The sequence below is a fragment of the Pseudomonas sp. P4_C8 genome (genome assembly GCF_056401975.1).
In genome coordinates this window covers 92,340-106,676 of record NZ_JBFUIH010000020.1, presented here as the reverse complement: position 1 = coordinate 106,676, position 14,337 = coordinate 92,340, and the positions used below count along the sequence as shown (strand labels likewise).

The following is a 14,337-nucleotide window of genomic DNA, read 5'->3' as shown; positions in this document are numbered from 1 at the left end:
CTTCATAAAGCACCTGGCCCAGAGCGTCTTCGCCTGCGACCTGAAAGACCTGCTTGGCAAGATCGACCGCCACTGTCGTACAGGCCGACACATCGGTTGAAGACAGGGACTGTTTAAGCGTCGTATTCTTTTTCATGGACTCGCCCTCGCTGCCGTTGGCTTCTTAGACTGCCACCGTGGCGCATTGACGCCTCGGCGTGGGCGAGTCCATCCAATTACAGGGGTATCCGGTCATCTGTAGGAGCATGGCTTGCCCGCGATGGGGCCAGAACATATTTAGAAGGAGGGGGCCTGCTGCCGGCGTTTCCACTGACTCAGCCGCTGTTGCAGGTTCTGCGGGCTATGAATCTGCTGCTGCCGCGCCCGGCTGAACAGGATCAATGCCAATTCGGCCGTCGCCAAGGCGTCGGCACTGGCGTTATGTCGTTCGAACACTTGCAGTTTGAACCAGTCGATCCACTCATCCAGCCCGGCGTCTCGAATGTGAGCCTGTGGACACAGCAGCGGGGCGATGTCTGCCACATCCAGAAACGGATGGACCAACTTGTAGCCCAAGTGGTCTTTCAGTGCCCGGCCAAGCATGTGCTGATCGAAGGGTGCATGAAACGCCAGCACCGGGCTGTCGCCGACGAATTCCATGAATTCGAGCAAGGCTTGCGCCGGGTCGCTGCCGGCCGCAATGGCACTTGGGCCCAAGCCATGAATCAGCACGCTGGGTGCGAGCTTCATGTCGGCGCATCGCAGCGTGCGTTCGAACTGCTGGCTGAAGTCGATGGCGCCGTCCTCAATCACCACGGCGCCGATGGACAACACCCGGTCCTTGTTCAGGTTCAGCCCGGTGGTTTCCAGGTCGAGCACCACCCAGCGCTGTTCACGCAAGCTGCATTCACCCAGGTCGGCCACTGCTGGCAAGCGCTTGAGTCGTTGTTGCAACTCTTCCGTCAGGAGTGGGGTGACCGGGCGCAGCCACGAAAACAGGCTCATAGTTGGTACCGCAGGGTCAGGCTGCTTTGCAGGCGTTGCGCCTGGCGCAGGGATTCACGCAGGATCCGTCGGTCTAGATGATTGAGGATGTCCGGATCGACCCGGTTGGAATAGGGCAAGTTCTCCCGGGTCTGTAACTGATGCTGCTGCATGCGGGTTTGCTGAATGAAGTGGTATGCCTCTTCATACGCCGCACCGTCCAGCGGCTGAATGATTTCCTTGGCCACCAGTTGGCGAAATCGCTCCAGGGTATTGTTGGTCTCGATGCCGTGAGCCAATGCCAGTAACCGTGCGCCGTCGACGAAAGGCGTCAACCCCTGAACCTTCAAGTCCAGCGTGGCTTTTTCACCGTTTTTGCGCGCCAGTACGAACTCACGAAAACGCCCCACAGGGGGACGATTGCGCAAGGCGTTCTCGGCCAACATCCGCTGGAACAACCGGTTATCGCCGACCTGATCGAGAATCCCGCGGCGCAATTGCTCGCACTCTTGCTCGTCACCCCAGACCACGCGCAAGTCGAAATAGATGCTCGAACCCAGCAGGTTCTCCGGCGTCGCCTCGCGGATAAACGCCGCAAACCGTCGCGCCCATTCGGCACGCGACAAGCACAGCTCCGGGTTGCCCGCCATGATGTTGCCCTTGCACAGCGTGAAACCGCAGAGCGCCAGGCTCTGGTTAATCTGCTGGGCAATCGGCAACAATTTTCCGCGTATCTCAGCCGCATGCGCGGCGTCCCGTGCCTCGAACAAAATGCCGTTGTCCTGATCGGTGTGCAGTGTCTGTTCGCGACGGCCCTCACTGCCGAAGCACAGCCAACTGAACGGCACACCGGGGTCACCTTTTTCGGCGAGGGTCAACTCGATCACCCGGCACACGGTGTGGTCGTTGAGCAGGGTGATGATGTGAGTGATCTGTGTCGACGACGCGCCGTGCGCCAGCATGCGTTCGACCAGTTGGCCGATCTCGCCGCGCATCAACACCAGGTTTTCCACACGCTGGGCACTGCGAATCGTCCGTGCCAGGTGCACCAGATCAACCCGCTGCAGGGAAAACAGGTCACGCTCCGAGACCACGCCGCACAGGCGGTGATCTTTCACCAGGCAGACGTGGGCGATGTGCCGCTCGGTCATGGCGATGGCCGCGTCGAAAGCGCTGTGGTCCGGCGACAGGAAAAACGGCGCCTGGGTCATGTGCCGCTCGATGGCTTCGTTGAAGTCGTTGTTACCCTCGGCCACGACATGGCGCAGGTCGCGCAGGGTAAAAATCCCCAGCGGGGCTTTGTGCTCATCGACCACGACGATGCTACCGACCTGTTGCTCGTGCATCAGCTTCACCGCTTCACGTAGCGGCGTCGCCGGGCTGCAAGTCACCGGGTGGCGCATGGCCAACTCGCCCAGGCGCGTGTTCAACGAATACTGAGTGCCGAGGGTCTCCACGGCTTTTTGCTGGACTTGCTGGTTGATCTGATCCAGCAAGCTACTGACGCCACGCAGGGCAAAGTCGCGAAAGGTGCTGGAAAGCGCGAACAGTTTGATGAACGCCAGCTTGTTCAGCTGAAGGCAAAAGGTGTCTTCGGCGGCGAGGTGTTCAGTGCGGGTCGCACGCTCACCCAGCAGCGCAGCGAGGGGGAAGCACTCGCCGGTGGTGATTTCGAAGGTGGTTTCGGTGCCGCCCTTGGCGGTGTGCGGGCGCTCACCGACGACGCGGCCCTGTTTGACGATGTAGAAATGCTCAACCGGGCCATCGGCGGGTTTGATAATGCTCTCGCCGGGGGCATAAAAACGCAGCTGACATTGCTCAACCAGATACGCCAGGTGAGCGTGTTCCATCTGATTGAAGGGCGGAAAACGCTGAAGAAATTGCAAAGTGCCCTGGATGTTCTGCAACACCGCGGTTTTCCCTGCCTGTGTGAAGGCGTCCGCTTTACTCATAACCATTACCGCAGTCGTTGGAGTTATTGTTGTCGGATGACCCAGCCATGGTCGGCCCCTGCGCGCAGGGTGCCCATTGGACGTAAGTCTAGGTAGGCAATGCAGGTGTCGGAAGTTAGGAAATGTTTGACACGACTGTGAGAAAAAACACCTACATTGACTATAGGAAAATTTTCCGACGAAGTGCACATTGAAGGTCTGCTTAGCGATATCTGACGGATGTGCTAAGGAATTGAAATGAAAACGTAGAGAACGCCATGTCCGACCACGATATTTTGAGTGATGCCGAGCGCGAAGCGCTGAGTGCCGTCATGCTCGAACCCGATTTGCCGCTGCAACGGGTGCTGATCGTCGATGACGATAAAGACGCGCGCGAGTTGTTGACGCAAATTCTTGGATTGGACGGTATTCGCTGCATCACCGCTGCCAGCGGTGAAAGCGCACTCAAGCTGCTGGTTGCTGAAGAAGAAGTGAAAAAGCTTTCAATCGGTCTGGTGATCACCGACTTGCGTATGGGCAATGTCGATGGCCTGGACCTTATCCGTCAGGTACGTGAGTCGGTTCGGGCGGCCTTGCCGATCATCATCGTCTCTGGTGACGCTGATGTAAAAGACGCCATCGCGGCCATGCATTTGAGCGTTGTGGATTTTCTACTCAAGCCTATAGATCCCGACAAACTGTTGGCGCTGGTCAAACATGAGTTGGGGGCGAAGCCTTAGTTCAGACCTGTCAGGTTTGCACATTCCCCTGTGGGAGCGAGCCTGCTCGCGATGAGGGCGTGTCAGTCGATATGAATGTTTACTGACACACCGTCATCGCGAGCAGGCTCGCTCCCACAAGGGATCACATTCACAAATAAAAAAGCCCTGATCCAAAGATCAGGGCTTTTTCATGTCCGGTGTCAGCGATCAGTTACAGGCCATTGGCAGCCTTGAACTCGCGACGACGACGGTGCAGAACCGGCTCGGTATAGCCGTTCGGCTGTTTAGTGCCTTCGACCACCAGTTCGACCGCCGCCTGGAAGGCGATGTTGCTGTCGAAGTTCGGTGCCAGCGGACGGTACAGCGCGTCATTGGCGTTCTGACGGTCAACCACCGGCGCCATGCGCTTGAGGCTTTCCATCACTTGCTCTTCGGTGACGATGCCATGGCGCAGCCAGTTGGCGATGTGCTGGCTGGAAATACGCAGCGTCGCGCGGTCTTCCATCAGGCCGACGTCGTTGATGTCCGGCACTTTCGAGCAACCGACACCCTGGTCGATCCAGCGCACTACATAACCGAGAATGCCCTGGGCGTTGTTGTCCAGTTCGTTCTTGATCTGCTCTGCGGTCCACTGCGGGTTCACCGCCAATGGAATGCTCAGGATGTCGTCCACCGAAGCACGAGCACGTTTGGCCAGTTCAGCCTGACGGGCGAACACGTCAACCTTGTGGTAGTGCAACGCGTGCAGTGCAGCGGCGGTCGGCGATGGAACCCAGGCGGTGTTGGCGCCGGCCAGCGGGTGAGCGATTTTCTGTTCGAGCATCGCGGCCATCAGGTCGGGCATGGCCCACATGCCTTTGCCGATCTGCGCGCGACCTTGCAGGCCAGTGCTCAAACCGATGTCGACGTTCCAGTTTTCGTAGGCACCAATCCACTTCTCGGCCTTCATGTCGGCCTTGCGCACCATTGGGCCGGCTTCCATGGAGGTGTGGATTTCATCGCCCGTGCGGTCGAGGAAACCGGTGTTGATAAACACTACGCGCTCGCTGGCAGCCTTGATGCAGGCCTTGAGGTTGACCGTTGTGCGGCGCTCCTCGTCCATGATCCCGACTTTCAGCGTGTTGCGCGGCAGACCGAGAACTTCTTCGATGCGACCGAACAGCTCGTTGGTGAACGCGGCTTCTTCCGGGCCGTGCATTTTCGGTTTCACGATGTAAACCGAGCCGGTGCGGCTGTTCTTGCGTGAACTGCTGCCGTTGAGGCTGTGAATCGCCGCGAGGCTGGTCACCAGGCCGTCGAGAATGCCTTCCGGCACTTCATTGCCGTCTTTGTCGACGATGGCGTCGATGGTCATCAGGTGACCGACGTTACGCACGAACAACAGTGAACGACCGTGCAGGCTCAGTTCCTTGCCATCGACACCGGTGTAGGTGCGGTCGGCGTTCATGGTGCGGGTAAAGGTCTGACCTCCCTTGGAGACTTCTTCCGACAGGTCGCCCTTCATCAGGCCGAGCCAGTTGCGGTAGATCACCACTTTGTCATCGGCATCGACGGCGGCGACGGAGTCTTCGCAGTCCATGATGGTGGTCAGCGCGGCTTCCATCAGAATGTCTTTGACGCCGGCAGCGTCGGTCTGGCCGACCGGGGTGCTGGCATCGATCTGGATTTCGAAATGCAGGCCGTTGTTCTTCAGCAGGATCGCGGTCGGAGCGCTAGCGTCGCCGTGGAAACCGATCAGCTGAGCGTCGTTGCGCAGGCCGGTGTTGCTACCACCTTTAAGGGCGACCACCAGTCTGCCGTCAACGATTTTGTAGCCGGTGGAATCGACGTGGGAGCCGGCAGCCAATGGCGCGGCTTCGTCGAGGAAAGCACGGGCGAAGGCAATGACCTTGTCGCCGCGAACCTTGTTGTAGCCTTTGCCTTTCTCCGCGCCGTCAGCTTCGCTGATGGCGTCGGTGCCGTAGAGCGCGTCGTACAGCGAACCCCAACGGGCGTTCGAAGCATTAAGCGCGAAACGGGCATTCATCACCGGAACCACAAGTTGCGGACCGGCCATGCGGGCGATTTCGTCATCGACGTTTTGCGTCGTTGCCTGGAAATCGGCTGCTTCTGGCAGTAGATAACCGATGTCTTGCAGGAAGGCTTTATAGGCCACGGCGTCGTGCGCCTGACCGGCACGCTGTTGGTGCCAGCCATCGATACGAGCCTGGAAATCATCGCGTTTGGCGAGTAGGGCTTTGTTCTTCGGGGCCAGGTCATGAATGACCTTGTCGGCACCGGCCCAGAACTTATCGGCGGTGAGGCCGGTACCGGGAATGGCTTCGTTGTTCACGAAGTCGAACAGGACTTTGGCGACCTGCAGGCCACCGACTTGAACGTGTTCAGTCATTGCTTGCCTCACTCTGCTCAGCTATTTCGCTTTTCAGCTCTTCAATTTTGACAATGAAGCCTATGGCCATTTAAACCACAAACCCGTCCGCCAGTACATGCCCTTGCGGGCGGCTGGGTTCGGTCCGATCAACGGCTTGTAGGCCTTGCTGATGGGGCTTTTCAGGGTTGCGAGTGTGCCTGTGGCAGACATCGATCCAACGTTATGTAGTGCGCGCTGCGGCATACTACATGATGAATTGCGCTTGTGAAAATTAGACTAATTACGTCGTTCTGCGACCCCATGACGCATTGCAGTCACGCTGGGGTGTGGGATGTTCTCAAAAAACTATTGGATTGTTCCAGTTAAATATAAAAAGTTGTACACGATTTGTTGTCGGCAGGTTTATCGGCGGCGCTCCAATCGCGAGCAGGCTCGCTCCCACAGGTGCAGCGCAAGACTTGTGGGAGCGAGCCTGCTCGCGAAGGCGTCAGACGATTCATCGCAGGATCAAGCCTTGCCTATACTTCTGTTTCTATAACAAAAGAGGGCTGCGCCATGGACCACCTCGTACTCACAGTATTTGCTCCAGACAAGGCCGGGCAGGTCGAGCGCATCGCCCAGTGCATTGCCGAGCACGGCGGCAACTGGCTGGAAAGCCGTATGTCGCGCATGGCTGGACAGTTCGCCGGGATTCTTCGAGTGGGCGTACCGGCCGAGGCCTACGATGAATTGGTCGATGCCCTGCAAGCGTTGTCCGCCCAAGGCATTCGCGTGCTGATTGCCGAAAGCGGCATCGAACAGTCCTGCACCTGGAAACCCATTGCGATGGAGTTGGTGGGTAATGATCGCCCGGGAATCGTGCGCGACATCACCCGTCTGCTCAGCGAACAAGGTGTGAACCTGGAAAGGTTGGTCACTGAAGTGCGCCCGGCGCCGATGAGCAGCGAGCCACTGTTTCACGCTGAAGCAATCCTTGCGGTGCCGCTGACCTTGTCGCTGGACGTATTGCAGTCGCGCCTGGAAACCCTGGCAGACGATCTGATGGTCGAGTTGGTGCTGCGTAGTGAACCTTGACAGGGTTATCCAAGTTAAACGTGCACCTGCCTGTGGATAACCTGTAGAGACAGCCCGCCAGCCCACGCCGGCCGGGCTTCTTCAGGATCTGATCAAAAAATCATCAGTTTCAACAAGTTGCGCACATACGACGGGGATCACGCTGTGGATAACCTTGGGAAGGATCGATGCAGGCCACGAGGGACGCGGCCTGTAGAGGTTTGTGTGTTTTTTGATCAGCGGCGGCGGCGCAGACTTATCCACGCATCGACGCTGTAAACCGCCAGGCCCGCCCAAATAAAGATGAACGCCACGAGCGTGCTGGACGACAGGTGTTCGCCAAACAGCAGGACGGCTTGCAACAGCACCAGCGTCGGCGCCAGGTACTGAAGGAATCCCAGTGTCGTGTAGGGAATATGCCTTGCGGCGGCGTTAAAACAGATCAGCGGTACCAGCGTGATCGGACCGGCGGCGACCAGCCACCAGGCTTCGGAGGTGGTCCAGAACTCGGGTTGCGCGCTGGCCGCCGTCGGGTTGAACAGCAGCCACGCGACTGCAATCGGCACCAGCATCCAGGTTTCCACCACAAGACCGGGCAGCGCTTTGACGGGCGCCTGCTTGCGGATCAATCCGTAGAAACCGAAGGACAACGCCAGTACCAGCGACACCCATGGCAGGCTGCCGACTTGCCACACCTGTTGCGCCACGCCGACTGCCGCCAGACCCACGGCGATCCACTGCATGCGCCGCAATCGTTCGCCGAGGATCAGCATGCCCAGCAGGACGTTCACCAGCGGGTTGATGTAGTAGCCGAGGCTGGCTTCGAGCATCCGCCCGTTGTTCACCGCCCACACGTAAGTCAGCCAGTTGGCCGCGATCAGCGTGCCGCTGAGGGCCAGGATCGCCAGGCGTTTGGGGTTGTCACGCAACTCACGCCACCAGCCTGGATGTTTCCAGACCATCAGTAGCAAGGCGCCGAACAGCGCGGACCAAAGCACGCGATGGATGATGATCTCCGCGGCGGGCACGCTGGCGATGGCTTTGAAGTAGATCGGGAAAAGTCCCCAGATGATGTAGGCAGTAAGGCCCAAAATGTACCCGCGACGCGGGTTGGCGGCTTGCATGCAGAATCCTTGCTTAGGCAGCTAACAAAGAGGGGATTGTAAGGAGATTTGTCTTTGAATGTCCTGCCTGAATAGGTTGGGCAATTGTGAACACAATCCCTGTAGGAGTGAGCCTGCTCGCGATGGCGATTTCACATTCAGCACATCAGTGACTGACAGGCCGCTATCGCGAGCAGGCTCGCTCCTACAAGGTGGGCTGTGTGGGTCAGAAGAGTTTTAGCGGTTCTTCATTGAGTGCTGCCAGTTGCTCACGCAACGCCAACACCTGATCACCCCAATACCGCTCACTGCCGAACCACGGAAAACTGTGCGGGAACGCCGGGTCGTCCCAACGACGGGCGAGCCAGGCGCTGTAGTGCATCAGACGCAAAGCGCGCAACGGTTCGATCAACGCCAGTTCTCGCGAATCGAAATCGTGAAATTCGTTGTAGCCGTCCATCAGTTCCGACAACTGCCCGAGACATTCCTGGCGGTCACCGGCCAACATCATCCAGATGTCCTGCACCGCCGGGCCCATGCGGCAGTCGTCGAGGTCGACGATGTGGAACATTTCGTCGCGGCACATCATGTTGCCGGGGTGGCAGTCGCCGTGCATGCGGATGTTCTGGTGCGGCGTCGCCTTGTAGACCTCTTCTACTCGCTTGAGCAGGTCGCGGGCCACGGACTCGTAGGCCGGCAGCAAACTTTTGGGTACAAAATTGCCTTCGAGCAAGGTGGTCAGCGAGTCGTGACCGAAGTTCTTCACGCCCAGCGCTTCACGGTGGTCGAACGGTTTGGTGGAACCCACGGCATGCAGGCGACCCAGCAACTGACCCAGGCGATAGAGCTGATCGAGATTGCCCGGCTCCGGCGCACGGCCACCACGGCGGGGGAACAGGGTGAAACGAAAGCCGTTGTGTTCGTGCAGGCTGGCGCCGTTGTGGATCATCGGCGCGACCACTGGCACGTCGCATTCGGCGAGTTCGAAGGTGAATTGATGCTCTTCGAGAATCGCTTCGTTGGTCCAGCGCTGCGGACGATAGAATTTTGCGATCAGCGGCTCGGAGTCTTCGATACCGACTTGATAGACGCGGTTCTCGTAGCTGTTGAGCGCCAGAATGCGCGCGTCGCTGAGAAAGCCGATGCTTTCGACGGCATCGAGCACGAGGTCTGGGGTGAGGGTTGCAAACGGGTGGGCCATGCTGACTCCTGCGCGCAGCAGGCTGCCGCGTCCGGCCAAGCATGGTAGCGCAGACGGCCGAATATAGGTGGTGACTGTGCGGACGCTTTCGCGAGCAGGCTCGCTCCCACAGGGGATTTGCGATGTGACACAGATCCAGTGTGGGAGCAAGGCTTGCCCGCGATGGGGCTTTATCAGGCGCCGACGATCCCGCCATCTTCACGGGAAATCGCCATCACCGAGGACCGCGGCTTGCCATTCGGCAGATGCTCAGGGAATGTCGACCCACCGTTCTCCCCCGGATGTTGAATCCCGACAAACAGCGTCTTCTGATCCGGCGAAAAGCTGATCCCGGTGACTTCGCAACCAACCGGCCCGACCATGAACCGGCGAATTTCCCCGGTCGCAGGGTCCGCACACAGCATCTGATTGTTGCCCATGCCCGCAAAGTCACCGGCATTGCTCGAATCGCCATCGGTGAGAATCCACAACCGCCCGGCCTTGTCGAAGCCCAAACCATCCGGGCTGTTGAACATATTTTGCGGCGTGATGTTGGACGAGCCACCCTTCGGCGTGCTGGCGTGAACCCCTGGGTTGCCGGCGACCACAAACAGGTCCCAGGCAAAGTTTTTCGAGCCATGATCATCGCGGTCAGTGCGCCAGCGCAGAATCTGCCCGTAGACGTTCTTCTCGCGCGGGTTTGGCCCGCCTACCGGTTGGCCGTCTTCACCACGCTTGGCGTTGTTGGTCAGGGTGCAATACACCTGGCCATCCTTGGGGCTGACGACGATCCATTCCGGACGGTCCATGCGCGTGGCTTTTACTACGCTGGCGGCGAGGCGCGCGTGGATCAGCACTTCGGCCTGATCGGCAAAACCGCTGCTGGCGTCGATGCCGTTTTTGCCGTGAGTCAGTTCGACCCACTCGCCTTGGCCTTTCGGGTGATCGGTATTGCCGTCGCCGGTATCGAAGCGCGCTACATACAAGGTGCCGTGATCCAGCAGGTCGCGGTTGGCCTTGGGGTTTTTATGGTTGATCTTGTCGCGGCTGACGAACTTGTAGATGAACTCGCCACGCTCATCGTCGCCCATGTACACCACTGCGTGGCCGTCATGGGTTTCTGCCAGCGCGGCGTTCTCGTGCTTGAAGCGGCCCAGGGCCGTACGTTTGATCGGGGTCGATTGCGGATCGAACGGGTCGATTTCTACCACCCAGCCGTGACGGTTGAGTTCGTTGGGATTCTTCGCCAGGTCGAATCGCTCATCGTGCTGATGCCAGTTGATCTCTTTGCTGGTTGCCACCGCGCCGTAGCGTTTCTGTGCAGTGTCGAATTTCTGCTCGGCGTTGCTGCTGCCGAAGCAGTCGGTGAAGTTCTCTTCGCACGTCAAGTACGTACCCCACGGCGTCTTGCCATTGGCGCAGTTCTGGAAGGTGCCCAGGACATTCTTGCCGTGGGGGTCGGCGCTGGTTTTCAGCAGTTCATGGCCGGCGGCCGGGCCGCTCAGGCTGATTGGTGCGTTGCCGTGGATACGACGGTTGTAGCGCGAGCCCTGGACGAACTGCCACTGGCCGTTCTTGCGCTGCACTTCGATCACTGTCACGCCTTCGCAAGCCAGCGCCTTGCGCACTTCTTCGGCGGACTGCGGCATGCCGCCATGCGGATAGAGGTAGCGATAGTTGGTGTATTCGTTGTTGATCGCCATCAGCGCCCGGTCTTTTTCACCGGGAAACTCGAACAGGCTCATGCCGTCATTGTTGTCGCCGAACTGGACTTCCTGTTGCTCGGCCGTGCCGTTGCCGCTGGGGTCGAACGCCGGGCCGCTATTTTGCAGGGGCTGGCCCCAGCTGATCAGCACCGAGGATTTGTAGCCCGCCGGCAAGGTAATGGTGTCGCTGGTGGCGGCGGGGATGCTGTCAAAACCCAGCAGTTTGCTGGTGCCGGCGCTGACACTCGCGGCCAGCACGCTGCGGCTCAGCAGGTTGCCACCGAGGAACATGGCGGCACCACAGAGGGCACCGGCGCTGATGAAACCGCGACGGCTGAGGCCGACCATCTTTTCGAGGTCGGTGGACTGGTTTTCTTCTAATAGGCTCACATCAGGCTCCCTGCGGGTTTTTGCAGCCACCTTAAAGAGCATTGATGAAGCTTTTGTTTCAGAGCGGTGTACCGAGCAGCACGTTGGATGGCGCGAACTGCACCAGCACCGGTTTGGCAGCGGTAAGCCCCAGCGTTCTCAAGTGCAGCGGCTCGGCCAGTGCGCAGAGTGTCTGGCCATTGGGCAGGCCGATGCGCACTTCGCTGGGGCCGTCTTCGGCGTCGAGAATGGTTTCGATGATGCCTTTCAAGAAGTTGTTGCCGGGTGTTGCTTGTTGATCGATACCCAACAATTCAAGCCAACCGGCCTTGATCAACGCAACCACTTCGGTTCCGGTTACCAACTCCAGGCGCAGGGTGCTGTCGTGGGTGATCTGCGCATTGATCGTCAAGCCTTCGGCCAGTTCAAGACGGATCCGGTCGTTGCGCCCTTGAGCTTCGATCCCTACCACTGTGCCGTGCAGTTGATTGCGCGCGCTGGTCCGGAGCATCAGGCGGCCGAGCAGGTCCAGATCGCTGGCATCTTCGGCAGCTTCCAGCACCTGGGCCTGCAAAGCTTGCAGCTTTTGATAAAGGCGCAACACGCGCAGGCCTTCGCTGGAGAGTTTGGCGCCACCGCCGCCCTTGCCGCCGACGCTGCGCTCCACCAGCGGCTTTTGCGCCAGGTTGTTCAGCTCGTCGATAGCGTCCCATGCGGCCTTGTAACTCAGGCCCGCGCTTTTCGCGGCGCGGGTGATCGAGCCTTGTTCGGCGATGTGTTGCAGCAACGCAATGCGCTGCGGACGACGGACAATGTGCTGGGACAACAACGTAGGCAAGGACATGGCAGGGCGCTTTGGGCTGTGGCGATGTAGAGGACGTTGGCTTCTGAAAGCCTGGGAGTCAAGTCAGGCCATATCCTTGTGGGAGCGAGCCTGCTCGCGATGGGGCCATCAACTTCACCATAGATGTGACGGATAAACCGTCATCGCGAGCAGGCTCGCTCCCACCCTGAATGCCACTAAATCAGGCCATGTCGCCCGGTTTGGGTGTGCGGGCGAGGCAGTAGACGTCAACCCGCGCAGCGCCTGCGTCCATCAACAGCCGGGCGAGGGCTTGCGCCGTGGCTCCGGTGGTCAGCACATCGTCGACCAACGCCAAATGACGGTCCTTGATGCGTGCGCCGGGCGCCAGGGCAAAGGCGTTGCGCAGATTCTTTTTGCGGGCGTCGGCATTCAAGTCCTGCTGCGCGCTGGTGTCTTGAGTCCTCAACAGCAGCGTTTCGTCGCAAGGCATGTCCAGACAGGCGCCGAGCCAGCGGGCAAGCAGGGTGGCTTGATTGAAACCCCGTTGGCGCAGACGTTTAGAGGCCAGCGGCACCGGAACGAGCGCGTCGGGACGATTCAGGTCTTCGTCGAAGCGATGTTGCAGGAATTGCGCGAGAAGTTCGGCGAGCAGCCGACCAAATGGCCACTTTGCAGAGTGCTTGAAACGTGTGATCAGGGTGTCCACCGGGAAGCTGTAAGTCCACGGTGCGGCGACTTGCTCAAAGGCGGGCGGTTGATTCAGGCACTGGCCGCAGGTCAGCCCGGCGCCCGATAAGGGCAGGGCACAAGTTTGGCAGTGATCCCCAAGCCAGGGCAGCTCCGTCTCGCAAGCCATGCAGATCGGGATGTGTTCATCGGCCGGTTCAGCACAGAGCAGACAGTGCTGTATGTTTTTTAACCAGATGTAAACCGATCCTTCGTAACGTGGTTGACAGCGCATGAGTCTTCCTTAAATATGCCGAACATCCGTGTCGCGTCTGTGGGTATTCCATCCCCCAGACGCTTGCCAAGCATAAAACAAAGGAAACGCCCATGAGCGCCAGCACCTCTGCAACCCTGCGTCATGACTGGTCTTTGGCCGAAGTCAAAGCACTCTTCGTTCAGCCATTCAACGACCTGTTGTTCCAGGCACAGACGGTGCACCGCGCGCATTTCGACGCCAACCGCGTCCAGGTTTCCACGCTGCTCTCGATCAAAACCGGCGCCTGCCCGGAAGATTGCAAATATTGCCCACAGTCCGGTCACTACAACACCGGCCTGGAAAAAGAAAAGCTGATGGAAGTGCAGAAGGTCCTCGAAGAGGCCGCTCGCGCCAAGGCCATCGGTTCGACTCGTTTTTGTATGGGCGCGGCGTGGAAGCACCCGTCGGCCAAAGACATGCCGTACGTGCTGGAAATGGTCAAAGGCGTAAAAGCCATGGGCCTGGAAACCTGCATGACCCTGGGCCGTCTGGACCAGGACCAGACCGAAGCGCTGGCTCAGGCCGGACTCGACTACTACAACCACAACCTCGACACCTCACCGGAGTTCTACGGCAGCATCATCACCACCCGCACCTACAGCGAGCGCCTGCAAACCCTGGCGTACGTGCGTGATTCGGGGATGAAGATCTGCTCGGGCGGTATTCTCGGCATGGGTGAGTCCCTTGATGACCGCGCCAACCTGCTGATCCAGTTGGCCAACTTGCCGGAGCACCCGGAATCGGTGCCGATCAACATGCTGGTGAAAGTCGCCGGTACGCCGCTGGAAAATGCCGAAGAGATCGATCCGTTCGACTTCATCCGCATGCTCGCCGTTGCCCGCATCCTGATGCCGAAATCCCACGTGCGCCTGTCCGCTGGCCGTGAAGCGATGAACGAGCAGATGCAGGCCCTGGCATTCTTCGCCGGCGCCAACTCGATTTTCTACGGCGAAAAACTGCTGACCACTGCCAACCCGCAGGCCGACAAGGACATGCAACTGTTCTCGCGCCTGGGGATTCTGCCGGAAGCGCGCGAGGAGCACGCGGACGAGGTGCATCAGGCCGCCATTGAGCAGGCACTGGTTGAGCAGAAGAGCAGCGAGCAGTTCTACAACGCCGCTGTTTAAGTCCTCTGTCTTGTAGGAGCAAGGC

At 59.3% G+C, this 14,337-nt stretch carries 11 protein-coding genes; 3 read left to right on the top strand and 8 right to left on the bottom strand.

From position 1 onward, the window contains the following. Window positions 1-276: 276 nt before the first annotated feature. Both AC1DWM_RS14725 and AC1DWM_RS14720 read right to left on the bottom strand, forming a co-directional pair. The gene (locus tag AC1DWM_RS14725) at window positions 277-984 is read right to left on the bottom strand and encodes a 3'-5' exonuclease (RefSeq protein WP_477795498.1); all 708 of its coding nucleotides are present in this window, start codon (window positions 982-984) and stop codon (window positions 277-279) included. Next, window positions 981-2,921 (bottom strand): DUF294 nucleotidyltransferase-like domain-containing protein, encoded by a 1,941-nt coding sequence (locus AC1DWM_RS14720; RefSeq protein WP_223515729.1) that lies wholly within the window; start codon window positions 2,919-2,921, stop codon window positions 981-983. The genes AC1DWM_RS14725 and AC1DWM_RS14720 overlap by 4 nt, the downstream gene beginning before the upstream one ends. Window positions 2,922-3,172: 251 nt before the next feature. Here AC1DWM_RS14720 and AC1DWM_RS14715 point away from each other — a divergent pair, with 251 nt between their 5' ends. Next, a complete protein-coding gene (locus AC1DWM_RS14715) occupies window positions 3,173-3,634 on the top strand; it encodes a response regulator (protein WP_223515725.1) in 462 nt (153 codons plus the stop codon). 193 nt (window positions 3,635-3,827) lie between these two features. Here AC1DWM_RS14715 and AC1DWM_RS14710 read toward each other — a convergent pair whose 3' ends face one another. Further along, entirely contained in the window at window positions 3,828-6,005 is a 2,178-nt protein-coding gene (locus AC1DWM_RS14710) for a malate synthase G (RefSeq protein WP_477795497.1), read from the bottom strand. Between the two features lie 537 nt (window positions 6,006-6,542). Here AC1DWM_RS14710 and AC1DWM_RS14705 point away from each other — a divergent pair. After that, entirely contained in the window at window positions 6,543-7,061 is a 519-nt protein-coding gene (locus AC1DWM_RS14705; protein ID WP_027926687.1) for a glycine cleavage system transcriptional repressor, read from the top strand. Window positions 7,062-7,276: 215 nt separating this feature from the next. Here AC1DWM_RS14705 and rarD read toward each other — a convergent pair whose 3' ends face one another. The 5 genes from rarD to AC1DWM_RS14680 all read right to left on the bottom strand — a co-directional run bounded on the left by rarD (window position 7,277) and on the right by AC1DWM_RS14680 (window position 13,164). After that, window positions 7,277-8,164, bottom strand: coding sequence for an EamA family transporter RarD (gene rarD, locus AC1DWM_RS14700; protein WP_477795496.1), 888 nt, complete (start codon window positions 8,162-8,164; stop codon window positions 7,277-7,279). Between the two features lie 205 nt (window positions 8,165-8,369). Beyond that, window positions 8,370-9,344, bottom strand: coding sequence for a serine/threonine protein kinase (locus AC1DWM_RS14695; RefSeq protein WP_223521035.1), 975 nt, complete (start codon window positions 9,342-9,344; stop codon window positions 8,370-8,372). A gap of 173 nt (window positions 9,345-9,517) precedes the next feature. Continuing rightward, entirely contained in the window at window positions 9,518-11,419 is a 1,902-nt protein-coding gene (locus tag AC1DWM_RS14690; protein WP_223521033.1) for a PhoX family protein, read from the bottom strand. A gap of 58 nt (window positions 11,420-11,477) precedes the next feature. Continuing rightward, window positions 11,478-12,242 carry a TOBE domain-containing protein gene (locus AC1DWM_RS14685; protein ID WP_477795495.1) on the bottom strand — a complete coding sequence of 255 codons (765 nt, stop codon included), beginning with the start codon at window positions 12,240-12,242 and terminating at the stop codon, window positions 11,478-11,480. A 181-nt stretch (window positions 12,243-12,423) separates the two neighbouring features. Next, a complete protein-coding gene (locus AC1DWM_RS14680) occupies window positions 12,424-13,164 on the bottom strand; it encodes a ComF family protein (RefSeq protein WP_477795494.1) in 741 nt (246 codons plus the stop codon). A gap of 92 nt (window positions 13,165-13,256) precedes the next feature. Here AC1DWM_RS14680 and bioB point away from each other — a divergent pair, with 92 nt between their 5' ends. Then, complete coding sequence (bioB, locus tag AC1DWM_RS14675) at window positions 13,257-14,312, top strand: biotin synthase BioB (protein ID WP_223521027.1); 1,056 nt, start codon at window positions 13,257-13,259, stop codon at window positions 14,310-14,312. The last annotated feature ends 25 nt before the right edge of the window (window positions 14,313-14,337 follow it).

What these genes read in the sequence shown, in the direction of transcription:
- AC1DWM_RS14680 (WP_477795494.1), bottom strand. Translation starts at nt 13,164, where the DNA reads ATGCGCTGTCAACCACGTTACGAAGGATCGGTTTACATCTGGTTAAAA.
- bioB (WP_223521027.1), top strand. Translation starts at nt 13,257, where the DNA reads ATGAGCGCCAGCACCTCTGCAACCCTGCGTCATGACTGGTCTTTGGCC.
- AC1DWM_RS14720 (WP_223515729.1), bottom strand. Translation starts at nt 2,921, where the DNA reads ATGGTTATGAGTAAAGCGGACGCCTTCACACAGGCAGGGAAAACCGCG.
- AC1DWM_RS14695 (WP_223521035.1), bottom strand. Translation starts at nt 9,344, where the DNA reads ATGGCCCACCCGTTTGCAACCCTCACCCCAGACCTCGTGCTCGATGCC.
- AC1DWM_RS14715 (WP_223515725.1), top strand. Translation starts at nt 3,173, where the DNA reads ATGTCCGACCACGATATTTTGAGTGATGCCGAGCGCGAAGCGCTGAGT.
- AC1DWM_RS14710 (WP_477795497.1), bottom strand. Translation starts at nt 6,005, where the DNA reads ATGACTGAACACGTTCAAGTCGGTGGCCTGCAGGTCGCCAAAGTCCTG.
- AC1DWM_RS14705 (WP_027926687.1), top strand. Translation starts at nt 6,543, where the DNA reads ATGGACCACCTCGTACTCACAGTATTTGCTCCAGACAAGGCCGGGCAG.
- AC1DWM_RS14725 (WP_477795498.1), bottom strand. Translation starts at nt 984, where the DNA reads ATGAGCCTGTTTTCGTGGCTGCGCCCGGTCACCCCACTCCTGACGGAA.
- AC1DWM_RS14685 (WP_477795495.1), bottom strand. Translation starts at nt 12,242, where the DNA reads ATGTCCTTGCCTACGTTGTTGTCCCAGCACATTGTCCGTCGTCCGCAG.
- rarD (WP_477795496.1), bottom strand. Translation starts at nt 8,164, where the DNA reads ATGCAAGCCGCCAACCCGCGTCGCGGGTACATTTTGGGCCTTACTGCC.